Source organism: Halorubrum sp. Ea1 (genome assembly GCF_002252965.1).
Lineage (GTDB): Archaea > Halobacteriota > Halobacteria > Halobacteriales > Haloferacaceae > Halorubrum.
In genome coordinates this window covers 1-19,131 of the sequence record NZ_NHPG01000058.1, presented here as the reverse complement: position 1 = coordinate 19,131, position 19,131 = coordinate 1, and the positions used below count along the sequence as shown (strand labels likewise).

The 19,131-nt window shown below is 72.2% G+C and carries 19 protein-coding genes; 10 read left to right on the top strand and 9 right to left on the bottom strand.

Going from position 1 to position 19,131, the window contains the following annotated elements:
• Positions 1 to 67 precede the first annotated feature (67 nt).
• Positions 68 to 787, top strand: coding sequence for an SDR family NAD(P)-dependent oxidoreductase (locus DJ73_RS08055; protein ID WP_094526012.1), 720 nt, complete (start codon positions 68 to 70; stop codon positions 785 to 787).
• Positions 788 to 977: 190 nt separating this feature from the next.
• The gene (locus DJ73_RS08050; protein ID WP_094524668.1) at positions 978 to 1,247 is read left to right on the top strand and encodes a HalOD1 output domain-containing protein; all 270 of its coding nucleotides are present in this window, start codon (positions 978 to 980) and stop codon (positions 1,245 to 1,247) included.
• 75 nt (positions 1,248 to 1,322) lie between these two features.
• On the opposite strand, the gene DJ73_RS08045 is transcribed toward DJ73_RS08050, so the two are convergent.
• The 5 genes from DJ73_RS08045 to DJ73_RS08025 form a co-directional block, all read right to left on the bottom strand.
• Entirely contained in the window at positions 1,323 to 1,679 is a 357-nt protein-coding gene (locus DJ73_RS08045) for a DsrE family protein (protein WP_094524667.1), read from the bottom strand.
• 118 nt (positions 1,680 to 1,797) lie between these two features.
• On the bottom strand, positions 1,798 to 2,322 hold the full coding sequence (locus DJ73_RS08040; protein ID WP_094524666.1) for a hypothetical protein: 525 nt from the start codon (positions 2,320 to 2,322) through the stop codon (positions 1,798 to 1,800).
• Positions 2,323 to 2,416: 94 nt separating this feature from the next.
• Positions 2,417 to 4,042, bottom strand: a complete 1,626-nt coding sequence (locus DJ73_RS08035; protein ID WP_094557738.1) for a hypothetical protein — start codon at positions 4,040 to 4,042, stop codon at positions 2,417 to 2,419.
• Between the two features lie 93 nt (positions 4,043 to 4,135).
• Complete coding sequence (locus DJ73_RS08030; protein ID WP_094557737.1) at positions 4,136 to 5,602, bottom strand: dihydrolipoyl dehydrogenase; 1,467 nt, start codon at positions 5,600 to 5,602, stop codon at positions 4,136 to 4,138.
• A 115-nt stretch (positions 5,603 to 5,717) separates the two neighbouring features.
• Positions 5,718 to 6,482: a DUF547 domain-containing protein gene (locus DJ73_RS08025; protein ID WP_094557736.1), complete on the bottom strand. Its 765-nt coding sequence runs from the start codon at positions 6,480 to 6,482 to the stop codon at positions 5,718 to 5,720.
• A gap of 99 nt (positions 6,483 to 6,581) precedes the next feature.
• Between DJ73_RS08025 and DJ73_RS08020 the strand changes: the two genes are divergently transcribed.
• From DJ73_RS08020 to DJ73_RS08005, 4 genes are all read left to right on the top strand, one after another.
• Positions 6,582 to 7,100, top strand: a complete 519-nt coding sequence (locus DJ73_RS08020) for a peroxiredoxin family protein (RefSeq protein WP_094557735.1) — start codon at positions 6,582 to 6,584, stop codon at positions 7,098 to 7,100.
• A 3-nt stretch (positions 7,101 to 7,103) separates the two neighbouring features.
• A complete protein-coding gene (locus tag DJ73_RS08015; RefSeq protein WP_217900432.1) occupies positions 7,104 to 8,018 on the top strand; it encodes a prenyltransferase in 915 nt (304 codons plus the stop codon).
• A gap of 93 nt (positions 8,019 to 8,111) precedes the next feature.
• The gene (locus tag DJ73_RS08010) at positions 8,112 to 9,101 is read left to right on the top strand and encodes a S49 family peptidase (protein ID WP_094526005.1); all 990 of its coding nucleotides are present in this window, start codon (positions 8,112 to 8,114) and stop codon (positions 9,099 to 9,101) included.
• The gene (locus tag DJ73_RS08005; RefSeq protein ID WP_094557734.1) at positions 9,098 to 10,177 is read left to right on the top strand and encodes a hypothetical protein; all 1,080 of its coding nucleotides are present in this window, start codon (positions 9,098 to 9,100) and stop codon (positions 10,175 to 10,177) included. Before DJ73_RS08010 ends, DJ73_RS08005 begins: the two co-directional genes overlap by 4 nt.
• Positions 10,178 to 10,217: 40 nt before the next feature.
• On the opposite strand, the gene DJ73_RS08000 is transcribed toward DJ73_RS08005, so the two are convergent.
• Positions 10,218 to 10,961 carry a molybdopterin-binding protein gene (locus DJ73_RS08000; RefSeq protein WP_094557733.1) on the bottom strand — a complete coding sequence of 248 codons (744 nt, stop codon included), beginning with the start codon at positions 10,959 to 10,961 and terminating at the stop codon, positions 10,218 to 10,220.
• A 106-nt stretch (positions 10,962 to 11,067) separates the two neighbouring features.
• On the opposite strand from DJ73_RS08000, the gene DJ73_RS07995 reads away from it, so the two are divergent.
• The 3 genes from DJ73_RS07995 (at position 11,068) to DJ73_RS07985 (ending at position 14,832) form a co-directional block, all read left to right on the top strand.
• The gene (locus DJ73_RS07995) at positions 11,068 to 13,530 is read left to right on the top strand and encodes a penicillin acylase family protein (protein WP_094557732.1); all 2,463 of its coding nucleotides are present in this window, start codon (positions 11,068 to 11,070) and stop codon (positions 13,528 to 13,530) included.
• Complete coding sequence (locus tag DJ73_RS07990) at positions 13,527 to 13,883, top strand: hypothetical protein (protein ID WP_094524737.1); 357 nt, start codon at positions 13,527 to 13,529, stop codon at positions 13,881 to 13,883. Before DJ73_RS07995 ends, DJ73_RS07990 begins: the two co-directional genes overlap by 4 nt.
• Before the next feature lie 103 nt (positions 13,884 to 13,986).
• Positions 13,987 to 14,832, top strand: a complete 846-nt coding sequence (locus DJ73_RS07985) for a hypothetical protein (RefSeq protein ID WP_094557731.1) — start codon at positions 13,987 to 13,989, stop codon at positions 14,830 to 14,832.
• A gap of 233 nt (positions 14,833 to 15,065) precedes the next feature.
• Here DJ73_RS07985 and DJ73_RS07980 read toward each other — a convergent pair whose 3' ends face one another.
• Both DJ73_RS07980 and DJ73_RS07975 read right to left on the bottom strand, forming a co-directional pair.
• The gene (locus DJ73_RS07980; protein ID WP_176451101.1) at positions 15,066 to 15,509 is read right to left on the bottom strand and encodes a universal stress protein; all 444 of its coding nucleotides are present in this window, start codon (positions 15,507 to 15,509) and stop codon (positions 15,066 to 15,068) included.
• Position 15,510: 1 nt separating this feature from the next.
• Positions 15,511 to 16,806 (bottom strand): putative manganese transporter, encoded by a 1,296-nt coding sequence (locus tag DJ73_RS07975; protein WP_254921619.1) that lies wholly within the window; start codon positions 16,804 to 16,806, stop codon positions 15,511 to 15,513.
• 338 nt (positions 16,807 to 17,144) lie between these two features.
• On the opposite strand from DJ73_RS07975, the gene DJ73_RS07970 reads away from it, so the two are divergent.
• Complete coding sequence (locus DJ73_RS07970; RefSeq protein WP_094557730.1) at positions 17,145 to 17,765, top strand: class I SAM-dependent methyltransferase; 621 nt, start codon at positions 17,145 to 17,147, stop codon at positions 17,763 to 17,765.
• A 22-nt stretch (positions 17,766 to 17,787) separates the two neighbouring features.
• Here DJ73_RS07970 and DJ73_RS07965 read toward each other — a convergent pair.
• A partial coding sequence (locus DJ73_RS07965) for an MFS transporter (protein ID WP_254921618.1) occupies positions 17,788 to 19,131 on the bottom strand: 1,344 nt, incomplete at its 5' end.

Below are 19,131 nucleotides of genomic sequence, written 5' to 3'. Positions count from 1 at the left end.
GGCGTCCCGCCGTCGCCGGCGAGTCCGCCTGGCGCACGATTTTTATCCGGGGACCCGTAGCGCGAGTATGACTCGCACGGCAGTCGTCGCCGGCGTCGGTCCGGGGCTCGGGGAGTCACTCGCGCGGAAGTTCGCGGCGGAGGGCTGTCGAGTCGCCCTGTTCGCTCGATCGACCGAGTTCATCGAGGAGCTCGCGGCCGACCTCCCCGACCCCGGCGAAGGGCTGGCGGTCACGACCGACCTGACCGACGTCGAGGCGATCCGAGACGGCTTCGAGGCGGTTCGCGAGGCGTTCGGTCCGGTGGACGCCCTCGTCAACAACGCGAGCGCCGCGTCGTGGACCGGGCTCATGGACGCGAGCGTCGAGGGGTTCGAGGAGTCGTGGGCGGTCAACGGCCGCGGCGCGTTCGTCTGCTCGCAGGAGGCGGTCGACGACATGCTCGGGGCCGGCGGCGGCACGGTGGTCTTCACCGGCGCGACGTCGGCGGTGCGCGGTCGCGGCGGCGCGATCGGGTTCACGGCCGCGAAGTTCGCCGCCCGCGGGATGGCGATGGACATCGCCCAGGAGTTCGGCGGCGAGGGCGTCCACGTCGCGCACGTCGTGATCGACGGGCAGATCGACTCGCCGGGGGACCGCGATCGTCACCCCGATCGCGGCGACGAGACGTTTCTCGACCCAGACGAACTGGCCGAGACGTACTGGCACTTGGTCGAGCGGGACGACGTCGGCACGCAGCCGTTCGAGGTCCACGTCACGAACGGACCGAACCCGTCGGAGTTCATCTGAGACCCGGTCGACGGCGTCCCGTCGCGGCTCCGGCCCGCTCGCGGCCTCGGACGCCCGGTGGCGGTCGGTCCGCGGTCGCGTCTCGGACGCCACCTCGGCCTCGTACCGACCGACGGGTGCGCGTCAGTTTCTTTTGATGCCCCGTTGGGGGCTCCATACTAATTTATGAGTCGGAACTCCACCTGAAGCCATGAGCGACACCGTCGACGACGAGATCGTCCACCGGGAGTTGGAGACGGACAGGCAGGAGCCCGTCGCACAGATCGTAGAGGTGGTGGCCGAACTGGAGGGGGACCGCCAAGACGACCTGACGCCCGGGTACAAGCAGGTCGATCACATCCTCCAGCACGTGTTCTCCGATCCCCCGGTCCCGGAGGCCCAAGTCAAGATCACGTTCAGCTACGAGGGGTACCGCATCACGGTCGAACAGAACGGAAAGGCGCAGTTCGTCAAACTGTGACCCTCGCGTCACTGCCCGGAACGTGCATCGAGAGAGGGCGGTCGTCCGTCGTGGGACGCGGCCGGGTCCGGCCGCTCAGAAGGTGATGATCTCGTAGTCGTCGTCGACGAGCGAGCGAACGCTCGGGTGGCCGTCGTAGTCGTCGAGCGTGACGAGGCCGGCGTCGGCGACGGCGTCCTCGACGCCGAACGCGCCGGAACAGTAGTCACACACCGCGGCGTCGTCGCGGACCGCCCGATACAGCTCGTGGTAGTCGCTCTCCTCGTCCTCCAGCTCCGGGATCCACTGGGTCCCGGCGCCGTCGAAGATGAGCTCGACCTCGTCGCCCTCGGTCTCGGCGAACTCCTTCGCGGCCTCGAGCGCGTTCGCGAGGCGGCCGTAGTCGGCGTGCGATTCGTTGCCGGCGAGAATCACGATTGCTGCTTTTGCCATCGTGTCCGCTGATAACTGACACCCGTACAAAACCCACCCGCGGGTGTGTGTCCGGAACGCCGACTCGGCATGCGATGGCATGTCATCCGCCGGGGAGCGGGCTCCGGGACCGAGCGCCTCACGGGCAGTCGCTCTGGTCGAACGAGCGCGGGTCGGGCCCCTGATCGACCCGGCGCACCGTTCCCGCGTCGAGGTCGACCGCGGCGGCGACCCCGCCGTACCCGTGCGTCTCGTCGTGCCCTCGGACGACGACGCAGGTCGCGCCGTCCGGGACCGCGATCGTCTCCGACCGCGTGAACGGCTGTTCGGAGTGCGCGTGGAGGAGTTCCCGCCGGCCGAGCCGCGAGCCGTCGAGGCGCTCGACCTGCCACCAGTTCGCGTACCCGTCCTCCCCCTCGTCGTCGTGGTGGAGCGTCACGTCGAACGCGTACCCCGCGTCGACCGGCTCCACGGCGACGTCGACGACGTTCGCCTCCCGGAGATCGAGGTCGGCGTCGGTCGACCCCGATCCTGCGTCCGAGTCGGTTCCGTCCGCGGGCTCCGGTCCCGCGTCGTCCGCGCAGCCGGCGAGCGCGGTCAGCGAGACGCCCGCGGCGTGGGCCGTCACGAACCGACGGCGGGAGAGGGTCGAAGGGGCGGTCATGTGGCCCGGTTCGACGGGGAGCCGCAATACGTCTTCGGCCGCGTCGGCGGCCGGTGCGGGAGAGGACGGGGGGCGATCGCCCTCGCCACGGCGATCAGATCGCGTTCCTGAGGGCGCGCTGCGCCCGGTAGAGCGTGTACGCGACGGAGAGACCGACGAGGACGACCGCCGCGCCGGCGACGGCGAGCACCGGGCCAGACGCCGGCGGCCTCAGTTCGTCGCCCGAGCCGCAGTTCCCGCAGCCGTCGTCGCCGCAGTTCCCGCAGCCGGGCGCGTCCGTCGAGCCGTCGTCCGTCGAGGCGGACCCCGAGTCGTCGTTCGTCGGGGCAGCGCCGGAACCGGCGTCAGCGGGGGATTCAGTCCGCGTTCCGTCCGCAGCGCCCGCGGCGTCGACCGGTCCGGCGGTCACGTCGACCGAGCCGTCGGCCTCGCCGATCGATCCGTCGGCCTCGCCGACTGATCCGTCGAACTCGTCGAACAGGTGCGGCGCGTGCGATCGGAGGGCCTCCAGCCCCGCCTCGATCTCCTTGCGGTCCTCGTGACCGACCGCGAACTCGGCGAGGTCGTCGACCACGGCTCGCGCGCGCTCCGGGCGGTCCGTCTCCACGTAGCTGCGGGCCGCGTCGAACATCGCCCGCCCGAGCCAGTGTTCGAACACCGGATTGTCGTACCGCCGTTCGAGCGCCTCGAGGCGTTCGATCTTCGCCTCGCCCGCCTCCACGTCGCCGTCGAAGAAGGACGCCCGCGAGGAGAAGAACGTCGCCACCGCCGCCCACGTGGCACTCGACGGGGTCGAGAGCCGCTCGTGGTGTTCGACCGTCTCGGTCGCCCAGTGCTCCGTCCGCCCGAGGTCGGCCGCCTCGAAGCCGGCGCGCGCGGCGTTCGCCGTCGCGACCGGGAGCCAGCGGACGATCGACTCCTCCTGTGCCGGGTACCGGTCGGCGAGCGCCTCGATCCGGCCGATCCGCTCCTCGATCGCGTCCACGTCCGTCCGCTCGGCGTCGGCGTTCGTCCGCCCGGCGAGGACGCCGGCCAGCCCCGCGGCGACCTCCCCGTCCGGGTGGGCCCGGAACAGCTCCTCCGCGCGGGCGACGCGGTCGCCTCCCGCGTCGCGCTCGGCCGAAGCGGCCTCCGGATCCGCGCCGCCTCCGAGATCTGCGTCGCCTCCGAGATCCGCGTCGAGGTACAGCCCCGCGTGAGCGTACGCCCGTAGCAGCGAGGCGGCGATGTCCGGCTCGGAGTGGGCGTCGTAGATCGCTTCGAGGCGGTCTACCAGCGGTCCGATCCGGCCGCGACGGTCGGCCTTTCCGTTCGCGTGGATCGCCTCGGCAGTCGCCCGGGCCAGCGGCGCCGCGATCGCCGGCTCGGGGCGGCGGCCGTACAGCTCTTCGATCCGATCTCGGTACGACTCGATCCGGTCCGGGTCGATCGCGGTCTCGTAGAGATCGTCGCGGCCCCGCACGCTCGTCGCGTTCGCGAGGGCGTTCGCGAGGTGGAGTTCGACGTCGTCTCCGTCGCCGCCACGCAGTCGGTCCAGCCGCGAGATCGTCTCGGCCTCCGCGTCGAATTCCCCGCGCCCGCCGTAGGCGTCTGCGAGCGCGACCAGGGCGTCGGTCAGCCGCGCGCGGTCGTCGGCGTCTCTCTCTGCCGGCGCCGTCGAGCGGATCGCCTCGACGCGTCGCTCGAGTTCGCCGACCGACCGCGTGTCGCTAGATACCATGTGTGTTGGTTCGTTGTTGCCACGAGCCGACGTAAACGCTCGCCTTCGAGCGAGAGCTCCGCGGTGCTCGGGAGGAGCGCTCGGCGGCACCGCTCAGCCGTGGTGCTGATGCGCGTGGTCGCGTCCGCCGCCGCGCGAGAACTGCCCCGAGAAGGCCCGATCGACGACCTCGGAGAGCGCGGGGTGGACGTGGACCGCGTCGCGGATGTCCGCGACGGTCCCCGAACCGGCCGTCATCGCGACGACGACCTCCTCGATCAGGTTCGACGCCTCGGGGCCGACGATGTGACACCCCTCGATGTTCCCGTCGAGGTCGATGAGGGCCTTCACGAACCCCTCGGCCTGCATCGCGCTCCCGCGAGCGGTGTCGCCGTAGGCGTAGGTGCGGGTGGCGTACTCGGCGTCGGCCTCGCGGAGGTCGGCTTCGCGCGCGCCGACCCCCGCCACTTCGGGCGAGGCGAACACGGCGAACGGCATCGCCGAGTAGTCGACCGGCTCCGGCTCGTCGCCGAGCAGGTTCCGGATGACCGCCTTCGCCTCGTGGTTCGCGCTGTGTTTGAGCAGGTACTCGCCGACCACGTCGCCGAGCGCCCACACCCCCTCGGCGTCAGTCCGGAGGTACTCGTCCGTCTCGACGAAGCCGGCGGCGTCGGTCTCCACCCCGGTCGCGTCGAGGTTCAGCGCGTCGGTGTTCGGCCGCCGGCCCGCGGCGACGAGCAGCGCGTCGCCCGCGACGGTCACGTCTTCCGCCTCCTCCGGCGCGCCGACGGTCTCGCCGCCCGCGCGGACCGAGTCGGCCTCGGGATACGCCCGGGCCTCGACCGTCACCTCCCCGTCGGCCTCGTCGGCCGCGATGGCCTCGTAGCCGGCGTACACGTCGAACCGGTCGGCGTAGCGGTCGGTGAACGCCTCTCCGACCTCGGCGTCAGCCTCCGGGAGCAGGTGTTCCCGGCGGCCGACGATCGTCACGTCGCTACCGAACGTCCCGAAGAAGTGGCCGAGTTCGGCGGCGATGTACCCGCCGCCGACGATCACGAGGCGGTCCGGCGGCGACTCCAGTCGGAGCGCCTCCGTGCTCGTGAGGTAGTCCACGTCGTCGATCCCGTCTATCGGCGGGATCGAGGGGCGCGTTCCCGTGGCGACGAGGACGGTGTCGGCGCGGAGCGCGGCCCCCTCGTCGTCGCCGTCGCCGATCTCGACGGTGCGGTCGTCGACGAACCGCCCGGTCCCCGAGAAGAGGTCGTGGGCGTCCGATGAGGCGAGCCCCCGCCGGATCGAGTCGGCGCTCTCGGCGACGTCCTCGTTCACTTTCCGGACGATCTCCGCGAAATCGACGCCGGTGACCTCGGCGTCGATATCGAACGCCCCGGCGCCCTCGATCGTCTCCATCACATCGGCGTGATAGAGGAGCCGCTTCGACGGGATACAGCCGCGGTTGAGACACGTCCCCCCGAGCCGCCCCTCCTCGACGACCGCGACCGAGTCCCCCCGGCCGGCCATCGCGTTCGCCACGTCCAGCCCCGACCCGGACCCGATCACGATGAAGTCGAACTCCTGCATGGAGCGCTCGACGACGGCCACCCTCATCAAGGCCCGTCCGCGGTGGCGCGCCCGGCACACGACCGCGGCGACGACCGGCCGCGCCTGCGACGTTCTGCCGGGTCGCCGTCGCGGCTCAGTCCGCCTCGCCGTCGCTCCCGTCGCGGAAGGCGTCCAGCGCGAGCGACCAGTCGTACTCGCGGTATCGGATCCGCGAGACCGCGTCCGGATCGACGACGCCGTACTCGCGCAGGATCCGTCGGATCCCGCTCCCGCCGCCGAAGTCGCCCCGGTACCAGAGGAGGAGCCGCGGCACGTAGGCGGTCCCGCCCTCGACGACGGTCTCGTCTCGGAGGTAGCTCTCGGCGGCCGCGTCGAGGTCCTCGTCCACCGTCTCGGCATCGTACCCGTAGACGGCCGGGCACGAGGCGGCGCCGCAGTTAAGCGCGAAGTGGACCCGGAAGTCGGGCTCGTCGACTCGGTGGCGGCGGACGAACGCGGAGGCGAACGGGTTCGGGACGTACCCCAGCCCGTACTTCCACTGCGAGCCGCGGAGAATCCCGTGTTCGATCGCGTCGAGGCTCAGGTCCTCGCCCGCGACCGCGACGATCGGCTCCGAGAAGAAGCGGCGCCGGTCCTCGAACCGCGACGGGTCCGACAGCAGCGCGTCGCCGGCCGCGGCGTTGTAGACGTTCAGCCAGAACGCGAGCCGCTCGTCGGGACCGAGCGCGTCCAAGTCGGCCGGGTCGGTCCCGGCGAGACGGTCGCGCGCCGCTTCGCGCTCCTGCTCGCGCTCGTCGCCCGCCCGCATCGCGCGGAGGAAGCGGCGCGAGACCGCCACGAGGCCGACGTCGGACGCGGGAGGCGAGGCGGACGCGGGCGTCGGCTCCGAGGCCGTCATAGCCAGATCTATCGGCCCGCGAACGAGTATCCCCCGCGGTTGGGCGCGGCGCGTGTCAGACCGACCGGCCGTTATGGGTCGGTACCACGTACCCCACGCATGAGCGACACGGCAACCCCCGCCGAGCGCGTGCCCGACTTCGAACTGCCGAACGTCGCGACCGGCCCGGACCCCTTCTCGCTCTCCGCGGTCGCCGGCGACCCCGACGTCGACGCCGTGGTCCTCCTTTTCCAGCGGGACTACCACTGCGGCAACTGCCGGAACCAAGTGCAGGCGATCGCCGAGCGGTACGACGAGTTCGCGGCGCTGAACGCGACGGTCGCCTCGGTCCTCCCGGAACCCGTCGACCGCGCCCGCGAGTGGCAGGCGTCGTACGACCTCCCGTTCGCGCTGCTCGCGGACCCCGACACCGACGTGAGCGACGCGTACGACCAGCCGGTCCGGTTCGGGATCCTGGGATCGCTCCACGACCTCGTCGGGCGGATGCCGGTCGCGACGGTCCTCGACGTCCGGTCCGGCGAACCGGTCGTCGAATACACCTACGAGGGGCGGATGCCCGCCGACCGCCCTGCGACCGACGACCTGCTCGACGAGGTCCGCGCGCTGCGAGCCGACTGACGGATGGGCAACCCGGGTCGCCGCGCCGTGCTCGTCGCGCTGTGGCGCATGTCGCGTCCGGCGCAGCTCGCGCTCATCGCGCTCGTGTACGCCCTCGGCGTCGCGATGGCGCTGGGCCGGGGCGGGACCGCCGACCCCCGAGCGGTCGGCCTCGGCCTCGCCGCGCTCCTGCCGGTCGCCGCGAGCGTCCACTACGCGAACGAGTACGCGGACGTCGAAACCGACGCTCGCACCGAGAGGACGCCCTTCTCCGGCGGGAGCGGCGCCCTCGTCGAGAGCGGTCTCTCCTCGCGTCTCGCGCTGCGCGCCGCGGTCGCCGCCGGACTGTTCGGCCTCGCGGTGCTCGGATCGGCGGTGACCCCGACCGCCGACCGCGCGCTGTCGGGGGTCCCCGCGGCGCTCCTGCTCGGGGTCCTCGTCGTCGGGTGGCAGTACTCGGTCGGCCCGCTGCGGCTCGCTTGGAACGGGCTCGGCGAGGTCACGAACGCGGCGCTCGGCGGGGTCGCGCTGCCGCTGTACGGGGTCGCGGTCGTCACCGGCGACGTCGCGCCCGGCGCCGCGCTGGCGACGGTCCCGTTCGCGCTCGTCGTGTTCGTGAACCTGTTGGAGACGCAGTGGCCCGACCGTCGGGCGGACGCCGCGGTCGGGAAGCGCACCCTCGCGACGCGCTGGTCGGCGGGGCGGCTCCGGGCCGCCTACGCCGCCGGGAGCCTCGCCGCGGCCGGGAGCGCGGTCGTCCTCGCGGGGCGAGTCCTGCCGCCGCCCGTCGCCGTCGGGACTCTCGCGCCGATGGTCGGGCTCGCTCCCGGCACGCACCGGTTCACGCGTCGGGAGGAACCGCTCCCCGCCGTGGCGACGATGGTGGCCGTCGCCGTCGGGACGACGCTGGGCTGGGCGGTCGTCGCCGGCCTCCGCTGATCGATCCCCCGTCGGCGACGGCCCTCGCTGCGGTCGGTTTGGGTCGTCGTTTCGAAATTTTTATTCCTCGGTTGGCGCAGGGTCTAAGCGGTCATGTCAACCAACCAGCCCTCCACGGCCCTCACGTCGCGGCAGCAGCTCGCCGTCGTCGTGGTGGCCGCGGCGGTGGTCGGCGCCGTGCTCGCGCCCAGCGTGTACGCGGCGACCAACGACCCAGAAGACACCGTCGCCGTCGTCGAGATCGAAGGGCCCGTTAACACGGCCCTCGCGGACGACGTCGAGAGCGAACTCGCCGACATCCGCGCCAACGACTCCGTCGGCGCGGTGGTGCTCAAGCTCGACACGCCGGGCGGCGCCCCCGTCGCCTCCGAGCGGATGTACAAGGCGGTCCAGCGGACGAGCGAACAGATGACCGTCATCGCGAGCGTGCAGTCGATCAGCGCCTCCGGCGGCTACTACGCCATGGCGCCCGCGGACGAGATCTACGTCCTCCCGACGTCGACCGTCGGCAGCATCGGTCTGAACGCCCCCGCGCCGCGGACGACCGCGCCGGTCCAGGGGCCGAGCGGTCCCGACAAGGCCGGCGGCAACGCGATCCAGACGTGGGCCGAGCAGGAGACGCTCGCCGACACGTTCGTCGACGCGATGATGGCCGAGCGCGGCGACGAGTTCCAGATGCCGCGCGAGGAGGTCGCGCAGGCGGACGTGTACCTCGGCACCGAGGCGGTCGACAACGGCTTCGCCGACGAGATCGGCTCGCTCAACGAGGCGATCCACGCCGCCGCGACCGCGGAGAACATGGGCGAGTACCGGGTCGACACCCGCGAGACCGGGCCCGACTTCGGCTTCCCGATCCTGCTCCGCACCGACACCCAAGTCGTCGCGGTGTACGCGAACGACCCGGGCTACGGTGAGGTCGAACCGATGGGCCTCTCGTACGTCCACCGCCCGGCCGTCCCGCACGTCGACACGGTCGAGCGCTTCTCCGAGAGCGACCTCGCCGTCGACCGCGGCGGCTCGGCGACCCGCGCGGGCGGGACGAGCAACGAGACGGCGCGGCTAACCGGAGGTGTCGGCGCGTGAGCGACGCCACCAAGCTGGCGGTCGCCTTCGCTGTGACGCTCGCGGCGATCACCGGTGGCGCGGCGCTCGCGGGCTACGTCACCGCCGACGGCGTCGCTCCGTCGCCCGAGATACAGAACGAGCACTACCTCGAAGACGACCTGGTCGCGAACGACACGCCGGGGCAGGCGAACGTCGAGATGGAGTCCACGGCGCGGTCGCAGACGGTGCTCGTCGACCCCGGCGTCGAGCCGCGGGGCTCCGTGCCCGCGACCCCGTTCGCGCTGCTCGGCTTCGGCGGCCCGGACGTCGCCGACCGCGACGTTCGGCCGCTGGCGAACGCGCTCATCGAGAACGGCCACGAGGTCGACGTCTACGTGCCGGATCCGGAGCAGCAGCGGCGCGCCGCCGGTCCGGCCGGCACGCGGGGACCGACCCAGCTCGGCGAGCGGCTCGCCGAGGCCGACGCGTTCGTGACGTTCCGGACCGACTACGACGAGGCGGAGCTCGACGAGATCGAGTCGTTCGTCGAGTCGGGCGGCCACGTGATCCTGGCGACCGAGCCCGACGCGGCGTTCGACCAGCCCGGCGCGGTCGGACTCGACGCGACGCTCGGCGTCACGACCGAGCCCGGCTACGTGTACAACATGGCGGAGAACGACCTGAACTACCAGCGCGTCTACGCGGAACCGACCGGCGACGCCGACGCCGCGCTGACCGAGGGCGTCGACCGCGCCGTCCTGCCGTCCGCGACGCCGGTCGGAACGACGGTCGCCGGCAGCGCCGTGCTCCGCCCGAACGAGGGGAGCGAGCTGTCGACGACCCGCGCGGCCACCGAGGCGCCGCTGCTCGTCCGGACCGACGGCGTGGTCGCGGTGGGCGACAGCGACTTCCTCGCGCCCGAGAACGCCCGGCGCGCCGACACCGACGCGCTGATCGGGAACCTGGCGGACTTCCTCGTGTCGAACGATCGGACGCCGCCCGGTCCGGGCGGCCAGCAGGCACCGACCGGCCCGAGCGGGCCCACTGGACCGACCGGCCCGACCGGCCCCGACCAGCCGCCCGCGGAGCCGCCGGAGAACGGGACGGCCGGCTGAGCCGCGTCCCTCCCGGTCCCGTTCGCCGCTCCAACTTTTCTCAGTCCCAGTTCCGACGGACCGGCGTCTCGCTCGCGTCGACGGTCTCCAGCAGCCACGCCGCGGCGTCCTCGAGCGCGGCGTCGTCGGTCGCGGTCACCTTCAGGCGGTTGTGGTCGGCCTCGCGGTCGGGGTAACAGCCGACGGCGACGTCGAACCGCTCCATCGCCTCCTGCAGGGCGGGCACGATGTTCGATTCCGGTTCGACCGTGTAGAGGAACCGCGACCGACGGTCGCCGGAGAACTCGTCCGCGACGGTCTCGAACGTCGCCTTCAGCTCGTCCGGGATGCCGGGGAACACGTAGACGCCCTCGATCACGCAGCCGGGGGCGAGTCCCGCCTCGGTCACGAGCGGGCGGCTCTCCTCGGGGACCGCCGCCTCCGCCGCCACGTCGATGTCGAACTCGCGGTCGGGGACGCGCTCGCGGATCGCGGCCAGCCGGCGCTCGACCGACTCCAGCGTGAGGTCGGTGACGGCCATCTCGCGGTCGAACGCGTCCGCGACCGCCTCCATCGTCACGTCGTCCGGGGTGCTGCCGATCCCGCCGGTGACGATCACCGCGTCGAACGCCGCGGCGTACTCGCGCACGTGCTCCGCGATCTCCGCCCGGTCGTCAGGGACGGAGAGGACCCGCGCGACCGCGACCCCGCGGTCGCTCAGCTCCCCGGCGAGCCAGTTCGCGTTGGTGTTCACCGTGTCGCCCGAGAGCAGTTCGTCGCCCACCGTGATCAGCGCGACTTCCATCGGCCCCCGCTTGGGACGGGCGACGGATGTACGTTTCCCGCGGCGGACCGGCCGACCGCCCTCGCCGACCCGAAACATCATGAGGACCCCGCGGCTCTGTCACGAGGTGACGAACGACACGACGCGCCGGGCCGTCCTCGCCGCGGCGCTCGCGGCCGGCACCGCCGGGCTGGCGCGCTCCGAGGCCGCCGCCCTCCTCGACTCCTTCGCCCCGCTCTCCGGCGACGCGTGGGACGCGGCGGACCGCTCGCTCCCGGAGACCGTCGAGAGCCCGCACGGCGACGCGAGCGTCCGCGTCGACGACAGCGGGGTCCCGCACGTCGAGGCCGACGACGAGGCCGCGGCGTACTTCGCGGTCGGCTACCTGCAGGCGTTCCACCGCCTGTTCTCGATGGACCTCCAGCGCCGCGTCATGCGCGGGCGGCTCTCCGAGGTCGTCGGCGAGGCGACCGTCGAGAGCGACGAGTTCAACGTCGCGATGGGGTTCGCCGCGGCCGCCGAGGCGACGTGGGACCTCGTGAGCGAGACGGAGACCGGCCCCCTCGTCGAGGCGTACGCGGCGGGCGTCAACGCGGCGACGGAGGCCGAGACGCTCCCGATCGAGTTCGAGCTGCTCGGCTACGAGCCCGAACCGTGGACCCCGGTCGACTCCATGCTGATGGAAAAGCAGATCTCGTGGACGCTCACCGGGAGCTTCGCCGGGCTCCGGCGGGCGCTGGTCGCGGACCGGCTCGGGGCGGAGCGGGCCGCGGCGCTGTTCCCGCGGCGGCTGGACCACGACGCGCCGATCCTCGACGGCGACGAGGAGCGGCTCGGCGGGGCCGAGCGGCGCGTCGACGCCGGAGACTGGCGGGCGCGTTCCGGGAACGGGCGGGCGCGTTCCGGGGACGCCGCCGCCGTCGCGACGGACGCCGGCCCGATCGCGCCCGAGCTCACCGACTGGCTCTCCGGGTTCGAGTCGCCGACCGGCGTCGGGTCGAACAGCTGGGTCGTCGCCGGCGAGCACACCGCGAGCGGGACGCCGACCGTGGCGTACGACCCGCACCTCTCGCTGATGGCGCCGCCGCTCTGGTACGAGCAGCGCGTCGAGACGCCCGAGCGCTCGGTCCGTGGCGCGACGTTCCCCGGCGTCCCCTTCGTCATCGCCGGCGCGAGCGACCGCGCGACGTGGTCGTTCACCAACGTCGGCGCCGACGTGCTCGACTGCTACCGCTACGAGGTCGACGACGCCGGCGAGCGCTACCGCTACGAGGGGGAGTGGCGCGAGTTCGAGACCGAGTCGCGCGAGATCCCCGTCTCCGGCGGCGAGGACCGCACCCTGGAGACGAGGCGCACCGTCCACGGTCCCTTCGTCGAGCGCGAGGGCCGGCACGTCGGCGTGGCGTGGACCGGGCACGCCGCGACGCGCACGACGCTCGCCATCGACGAGCTGGGTCGCGCCGACGGGTTCGAGGAGGCGCTGGCGGCGACTCGGAAGTTCGACCTCCCGACGCAGAACCTCGTGTACGCCGACGCCGACGGGCGGACGATGTACTACGCGACGGGGCAGCTCCCGATCCGGCGGGTCGACGGCGAGGCCGTCGCCGGCGACCGCGTCTTCGACGGCTCGGCCGGCGAGGGCGAGTGGGCGGGGTTCGAGCCGTTCGGTCGCTCGACGTGGGAGGGGTTCGTCCCCTTCGAAGAGAAGCCGCACGCGATCGACCCGAAGGTCCTCTCGACGGCCAACCAGCGCGTGATCGACGACCCGACCCACTACGTGGGCGTCGACTACGCGGCCCCCTACCGCGGCGCGCGTATCGCCGAGCGCCTCGACGCGGGGGTCGCGGGGGACGATCCGGTCGACCCCGCCTTCCACCGCGAACTCCAGCGCGACGTGCGCGACGGGCGGGCCGACCGGCTCGTGCCGGACCTCGCGGCGGCGGTGGCGGAGCGCGACGCCGCCGACGGCTCGGACCGCCTCGCCGCGGCCGCCGCGACGCTCGCCGACTGGGACCGACGGATGGCGGCCGACTCCCGCGGCGCGCTCCTGTTCGACCGGTGGCTCGACCGGTTCCGGGACCTCGTCTTCGCCCCCGCCTTCGACGACGCCGACCTTGGCGAGGCGTACTACCCGAACGACTGGGTGCTCGCGCGGCTCCCGGCCGACGACCCGCTGTTCGCCGACCGCTCGCGCGAGGCGACGATGGTCGCGGCGCTCTCGGCGGCGCTCGACGAGATCGACGAGGCGGGGTGGGAGACGTACGGCGACCGGAACACGACGGCGGCGATCGCGCACCCGCTCGGCGGCGAGGCGCCGTTCCTGAACTACCCGACGCTCCCCGCCGACGGCTCGCCGGCGACCGTGATGAACTACCGCGTCGACGACGCGGTCGGGTCGAGCTGGCGGATGGTGGTTCGCCCCGGCGAGGGCGCCACGGCGGTGCTCCCCGGCGGCAACTCGGGCGACTACTTCTCCGAGCACTACGGCGACCAACTCCGCGACTGGCTGGCCAACGACCAGAAGCCGATGTCGCTCGACCCCGACAGCGAGGCGGGCGAGACGGTCTCGTTCAGAGGTGAGTCGTCGTGAGCGACCGCCTCGGCGAGTCGGCCGGGTCGCCGTCGCCGCTCGCCCGGATTCGGGGCGACCCTCGGCTCCGCCTCGTCGCCTTCGCGGGCGCGGTCGCCCTCGGCCTCGCGCTGGCGTCGGTCCACTGGATCGGGCTCGTCGCGGCCGGCGTCGCCGCATCGCTCGTCGCGCCCACGTTCCGACGGGGCGTCGCGTACGCGCTCGGGGCCGGCCTGCTGGCGCTCGGCGCGTTCGCCGTCTCGCTCGGGCCGGCGGCCGGGGCACTGCCCGAGATGCGGCCCGTGATCTACGTCGCGGCCGCAGCCGCGCTCGGCCTGCCCCTGCTCGGGTCGCTGGCGAGAGGAATTACTTAAAAAGCCGGCGCCTCGGGAGCGCTATTGAGCGCTCGGGAGCGCTCTACGGCGCCGGATACCCCTCATATAAGCGTTTACGAGGACGACTCGCGAGGCGTGCGGTATGACAGCGACTGACGATGCTGTGGACGGGTCCCGCGCCGCCCTGGAGGACGCGCGGGAAGCGCTCCGGATCGAGCGGCGCCGCGTGATCGACGAGCGCGAGGCGTTTCGGACGTTCCGCGGCCGGGTCGAATCGGTCTCGACGGAGGCGACCTCACCCGACGGATCGTCAGCGGCGGCGGGGTTTCGGGGGGTCGCGGGCCCCGCGAGCGGCTCCGGCGCCGCGGCCGACGCGGGCGCCGGCGGTCCGGCGGGACCGCCCGGATCCGGTCTCGCGGCCGTCAGGGACGCGTACGCCGAGACGGTGATGTCGGTCCCGCACTACGAGGAGGAGTACGACGACACATACGAGCGGAGCGTCGCCGCGGAGTTCGGTCCCGAACTGGCGTACGCGCTCACGCGGAGCGCGGGGTACCACCCCGAGTACGAGCCGGCCCTGATCGACGCGGTCGAATCCGCGATCGAGGAGCGCGACCGCCTCGTGGAGCGGCTCGAGGTCGAGGCCGACTCGCTCGACCGAGCGGGGTCGCGGCTCGCGGCGGTCCGTCGGGAGATCGCGTCGCTCGACGCGGCCGTCCCGGACGGCGGGTTCGGCGCGCTCGACGCGTGTCGCGCTCGCGCCGGCGTCCTCGTCGAGGACTGCGACCGGATCGCGGCGCGCCGCCAGCGCGTGATCGCGGAGCACGGGCGCGACCTCCGGCTCGGCGACGACGTCGCCGACCTCCCGACGTACCTCTACCAGTCGACGGACGCGACGTATCCCGTCCTCTCGGCGGTCGGATCGATCGGCGACCGTCTCGACGACCTCACGCGACGGATCGAGCGGGCGATGACGCGCGCCCGGTGACCGAGCGAAATTAAAAGAGCGAGCGCGCCGGGATCGCGGACGCGGCACACCGCCGAGCCGGGCAGGACCTCCGTCTCGCCTTTCTCTCCAACGGGATCCCGATTCCCGCCGCGCTCGTCGGATTGTTCAAACCGTTAACGACGATGGTGGCGGTCGATCTCTGTGGGGGGCTCCTCGGACTGAACTCCTCGCGCGGGCGCCTCGGCGGCGCGGCCGCGTCCGACTGCGCGGAGCTACCGCGCCGAGTCGGCTGGGACGGTCATCACCGGCATCGTCGCACCGCGGACGACGCGTTCGGCGACGCTGCCGACGACTCGCCGCGCGACACCGCTCCGGCCGTGAGTCCCCAACACGACGAGGTCGACGTCGTGGTCGCGAGCGTGGCCGAGTATGGCGACGTCGACGCTCCCCTCGAGGATCTCTGTGTCGATGGTCGCGTCGTAGTCGGACGCGAGGCGCTCGAATGAGGCCAGCGCCTCCTCGCCGGCGCTCTGCCCGAGGTCGCGAAGGCTGTTCTGCACGTCGCGCTTCGAGACCGCGAGCCAGCTCGTTTCGGTGTCGACGACGTACAGCGCGTGGACGGTCGCCCCGTACGTCTCGGCGAGGCCGAGGGCCTGCCGAGCGGCGGCCATCGAGTGGTCGCTCCCGTCGACGGGAACGAGGATGTCGTCGTACACCTCAGAGCACCCCGAAGCCGAACTGGGCGTACGGCCAGAAGTAGTAGACGAGCACGCCGGTGATCACGCCCGGAATCGTCGTGTATATCGTCGCGACGATGGCGGCCTTCATGTCGATGGCCATCAGCGGGAACAGCGCGTCGCCGTCCTGGCTGATGGCGTTCGCGACGAGCGCCGAGAACGGGATGGCCTCTTCGACGGCGTAGAGCTGAGCGAACACGATGTGCGCCGCACAGCCGGGTATCAGGCCGAGCAGGGCGCCCGCCATCGGCGCCGCCGCACCGGCCGCCGCCGCGAGGCCCTGGATGTCAACCCCGGTGATCAGGAGGCCGTATTCGTAGAGGAGGTAGCCGGCGATGACCCAGACGGTGACCATCGCGGTCTCCATCGCGGCGTGTTGGAAGGTGTTGTACAGGCTGCCGAACGTGTCCCGAACGCGACCGGCCTCGCTCTGGCCGATGTAGTGGCGGCCGACGAAGTAGAGGTAGAACGACAGCGTCGTGCCGATCAGTCCGCTGAGCGTGAACAGCCCGTCGTACGTCGCGGTGACGGCCCACGCCGGCTCCGCCGCTCCGCGCGCGAGGTACAGGACGCCAGCGACGAGCGCGCCGGCGAGGACGACCCACCAGAGCACGTGTACGGCGTGGCTGACGCGCTCGAGGAGCCGGGACTCCGGCAGGTAGCTCGGGAGGGCGCTCCCGTGGTCGCGGCTGTGGCCGTGTTCGTGGTCCCCCTCGTGACCGTCCGGCTGCTCGTAGTCGGGGAGGCTCGGCCCGCCGGCGGCGACGTTCTCGGTGGCGAACCCGCCGTCGGTCAGCGGGCGACCCATCTGCTCGACCGCGGCGTCGACCTTGCCGACGCCGAGGCCACCGAAGTCGATCGCGTAGCCGAACAGGATCGCCGAGACGAACGCCAGCCCGTAGGCGTACAGCGCCGCTTCGGGAGCCAGCGCGAGGATGACGAACGCGGAGTCGCCCGCGGTCGCCGCCAGCGCGGCGACGACGGTTCCGAAGCTGACCGTCCCGCGGATGTACAGCGGCATCGCGATGATGGCGCCGCCGCAGCCGGGGGTCACGCCGAGCAGCGCACCTGCGAGCGGCTGGGCGCGCTCGTTCTCCTCCAGCCACGAGGTGATCCGGCCGTCGAACCGATACTGGACGAGACTGAAGAGGAGAATGGTCGCACCGACGAACCCCGAGACCTGGACGAAGCCCTCGCGCCAAGCGCCGATGAAGATGTTGAGAACCTCTCGAAGCGGTGAGCCGACCAGCTCCGCAGACAGCTGGAGCAGCATCATCGGCCCGCCCTCTGCGTCGTTGCTCCCGCTCCGAGACGCGTACTCACGCGAACGCGAAGCGACCGGAGCCGACGCGGAGCGTCGACTCGGGAAGATATCGTGTCTTCTGAACGCGTCATGAGTCGTTGATCGACTATCTGTGAAGAGTTGAATAATAAAAAACTGGCGGACTAATAAGAAAATTAGTCTCATCTAATTCTGTCTCCGGTGCTGTCGTACACGCGGCCGGTTGGTCGACCGAAAACGAACCGGAGGAAACCGTGAGACCGCCGCTCGCGCGTCTCACGAGCCGTCGCCGGCGACGGCCTCTTTTGTTCGCGGCACGGAGTTCTGCTCCCGTGACGACCGTCCTCTCCGACCGCGAACGGCTGAAGCGCGACGACCGATCCGACGAGACGTTTTACCAGGAGCCGCGGTTCGTCACCCACGCCGACGACGCGTTCCTCGACCGGCTGACGGCGCTGTACGGCGAACTGTTCGAGCCGGGCGACCGCGTCCTCGACGCGATGAGCAGCTGGGTGTCGCACCTCCCGCCGACCGAGTTCGACCGGGTCGTCGGCCACGGCCTCAACGAGGCCGAGCTCGCCGCGAACGACCGGCTCGACGGATTCGTCGTCCGAGACCTCAACGCCGACCCGACGCTCCCGTTCGACGACGGCGCCTTCGACGCCGTCTGCTGTGCCCTGTCCGTCCAGTACCTCCAGTACCCGGGCGACGTGTTCGCGGAGTTCGCGCGCGTCCTCGCACCCGGCGGCGTCCTCGTCGTGAGCTTCTCGAACCGGATGTTCCCGACGAAGGCCGTCCGGGCGTGGCGGGCCGCCTCGATGGACGAGCGCGCCGACCTCGTCGAGCGTTACTTAAAAGCGGGCGGCCTCGCGGTGGAGAATCGGATCGCGGAGAGCCCGGGGACCGACCCCTTCTACGCGGTCGTCGGACGGAAGCCGCCGGGCGGCGACTGATTCGGCCGACTGCGCCCCGGCGTCAGTCCGCCGGCGTCGCCGCCTCGGACTCCAGTCCGGAGCCGCTCGGCGGGCGGAGGAGGAGCGCCGCCAGTCCGGCGGCGACCGCCAGGCCGCCGCCGAGCGCGAACGTGGGGACCCAGCCGAACGCGGCGACGAGGTAGCCGGTGACGGTCCCGGCGAAGACGCCGCCGCCGACCTTCGCGGTGTAGAGGACGGCGTAGTTCCCCGAGGAGTTCCGGGCGCCGTAGTAGTCGGCGATGACCGACGGGAAGTAGACGAACAGCGGCGAGGAGAAGAACATCGCCGCCATCACCAGCGCGACGAAGGCGATGCCGGCCTCGGCGCGCCCGGCGGCGATCAGCGCGAGCCGGAACACCCCGGCGAGCACGAAGGAGACGGCCATCACCTTCTTCCGGTCGAAGCGGTCCGAGGCCTCACCGAGGATCATCCGCGAGACGCCGGCGGCGACGGGCAGCAGGGTCGCCGCCGCGGTCGCGACGACCGCCGCCAGCCCGAACTGCTCGGCGAACCGCACGACGTTGGCGATGACGATCAGGTCCGCGCCGGCCATCGCGACGAACATCGCGTACAGCAGCCAGAACTGCCACGTCGACAGCATCTCTCTGGTCGTGTACGCGCGACCGCGGAGCGAGGCCGCGAGTCCGTCGCCGTTCCCGTCCTCGTCGTCGTCCAGTCCGAGCCAGTCGTCCGGCGGGTCCCGCAGGAGGTACGCGCCGACGAGGGTGACGACGAGGATGGCGAGCCCGACGTTCCGGAGCACGTCGCCGTACGCCGCGACGGTGGCGTTCGCGCGCACGTACGGCACCACGAGGGCGCTCCCCCCCGCGAACGCCATCGTGCCGATACCGGTCGTGAGTCCCGTGCGGTCCGGGAACCACTTGACGGCGGTGTTCACCGCGACCGTGTACACGATCCCCACGCCGACCGCGCCGAGCGAGTAGAGCAGGTACAGCTGCCAGACGGCCGTCGCGTACGCCAGCCCGATGTACCCGCCCCCGGCCAGCAGCGCCGCGAGGAAGGTGAGCGCGCCCGGCCCGCGGCTGTCCCGCCACTTTCCGGCGGGGAACTGCGAGAGCGACTGGAAGACGACGTAAAAGGAGAACACCGCGCCGAGCGCCGGCAACGCGATGTCGAGGCCCTGGGCGAGCGGCTGCTCGATCGACGACCAGACGTACTGGTACGGGCTCACGGCGGCCATCATCCCCGCGGCGGCGACGATCTGCCACCAGCGGGAGAACCCGAGGATCGACGACGCCCGGCCGGCGTAGTCGACCTCGCCCGTCGCCTCGTCGACAGCGGGGTCGTCGCCGACGGGATCGGCCGGGGCGTCCGCGTCGTCGAC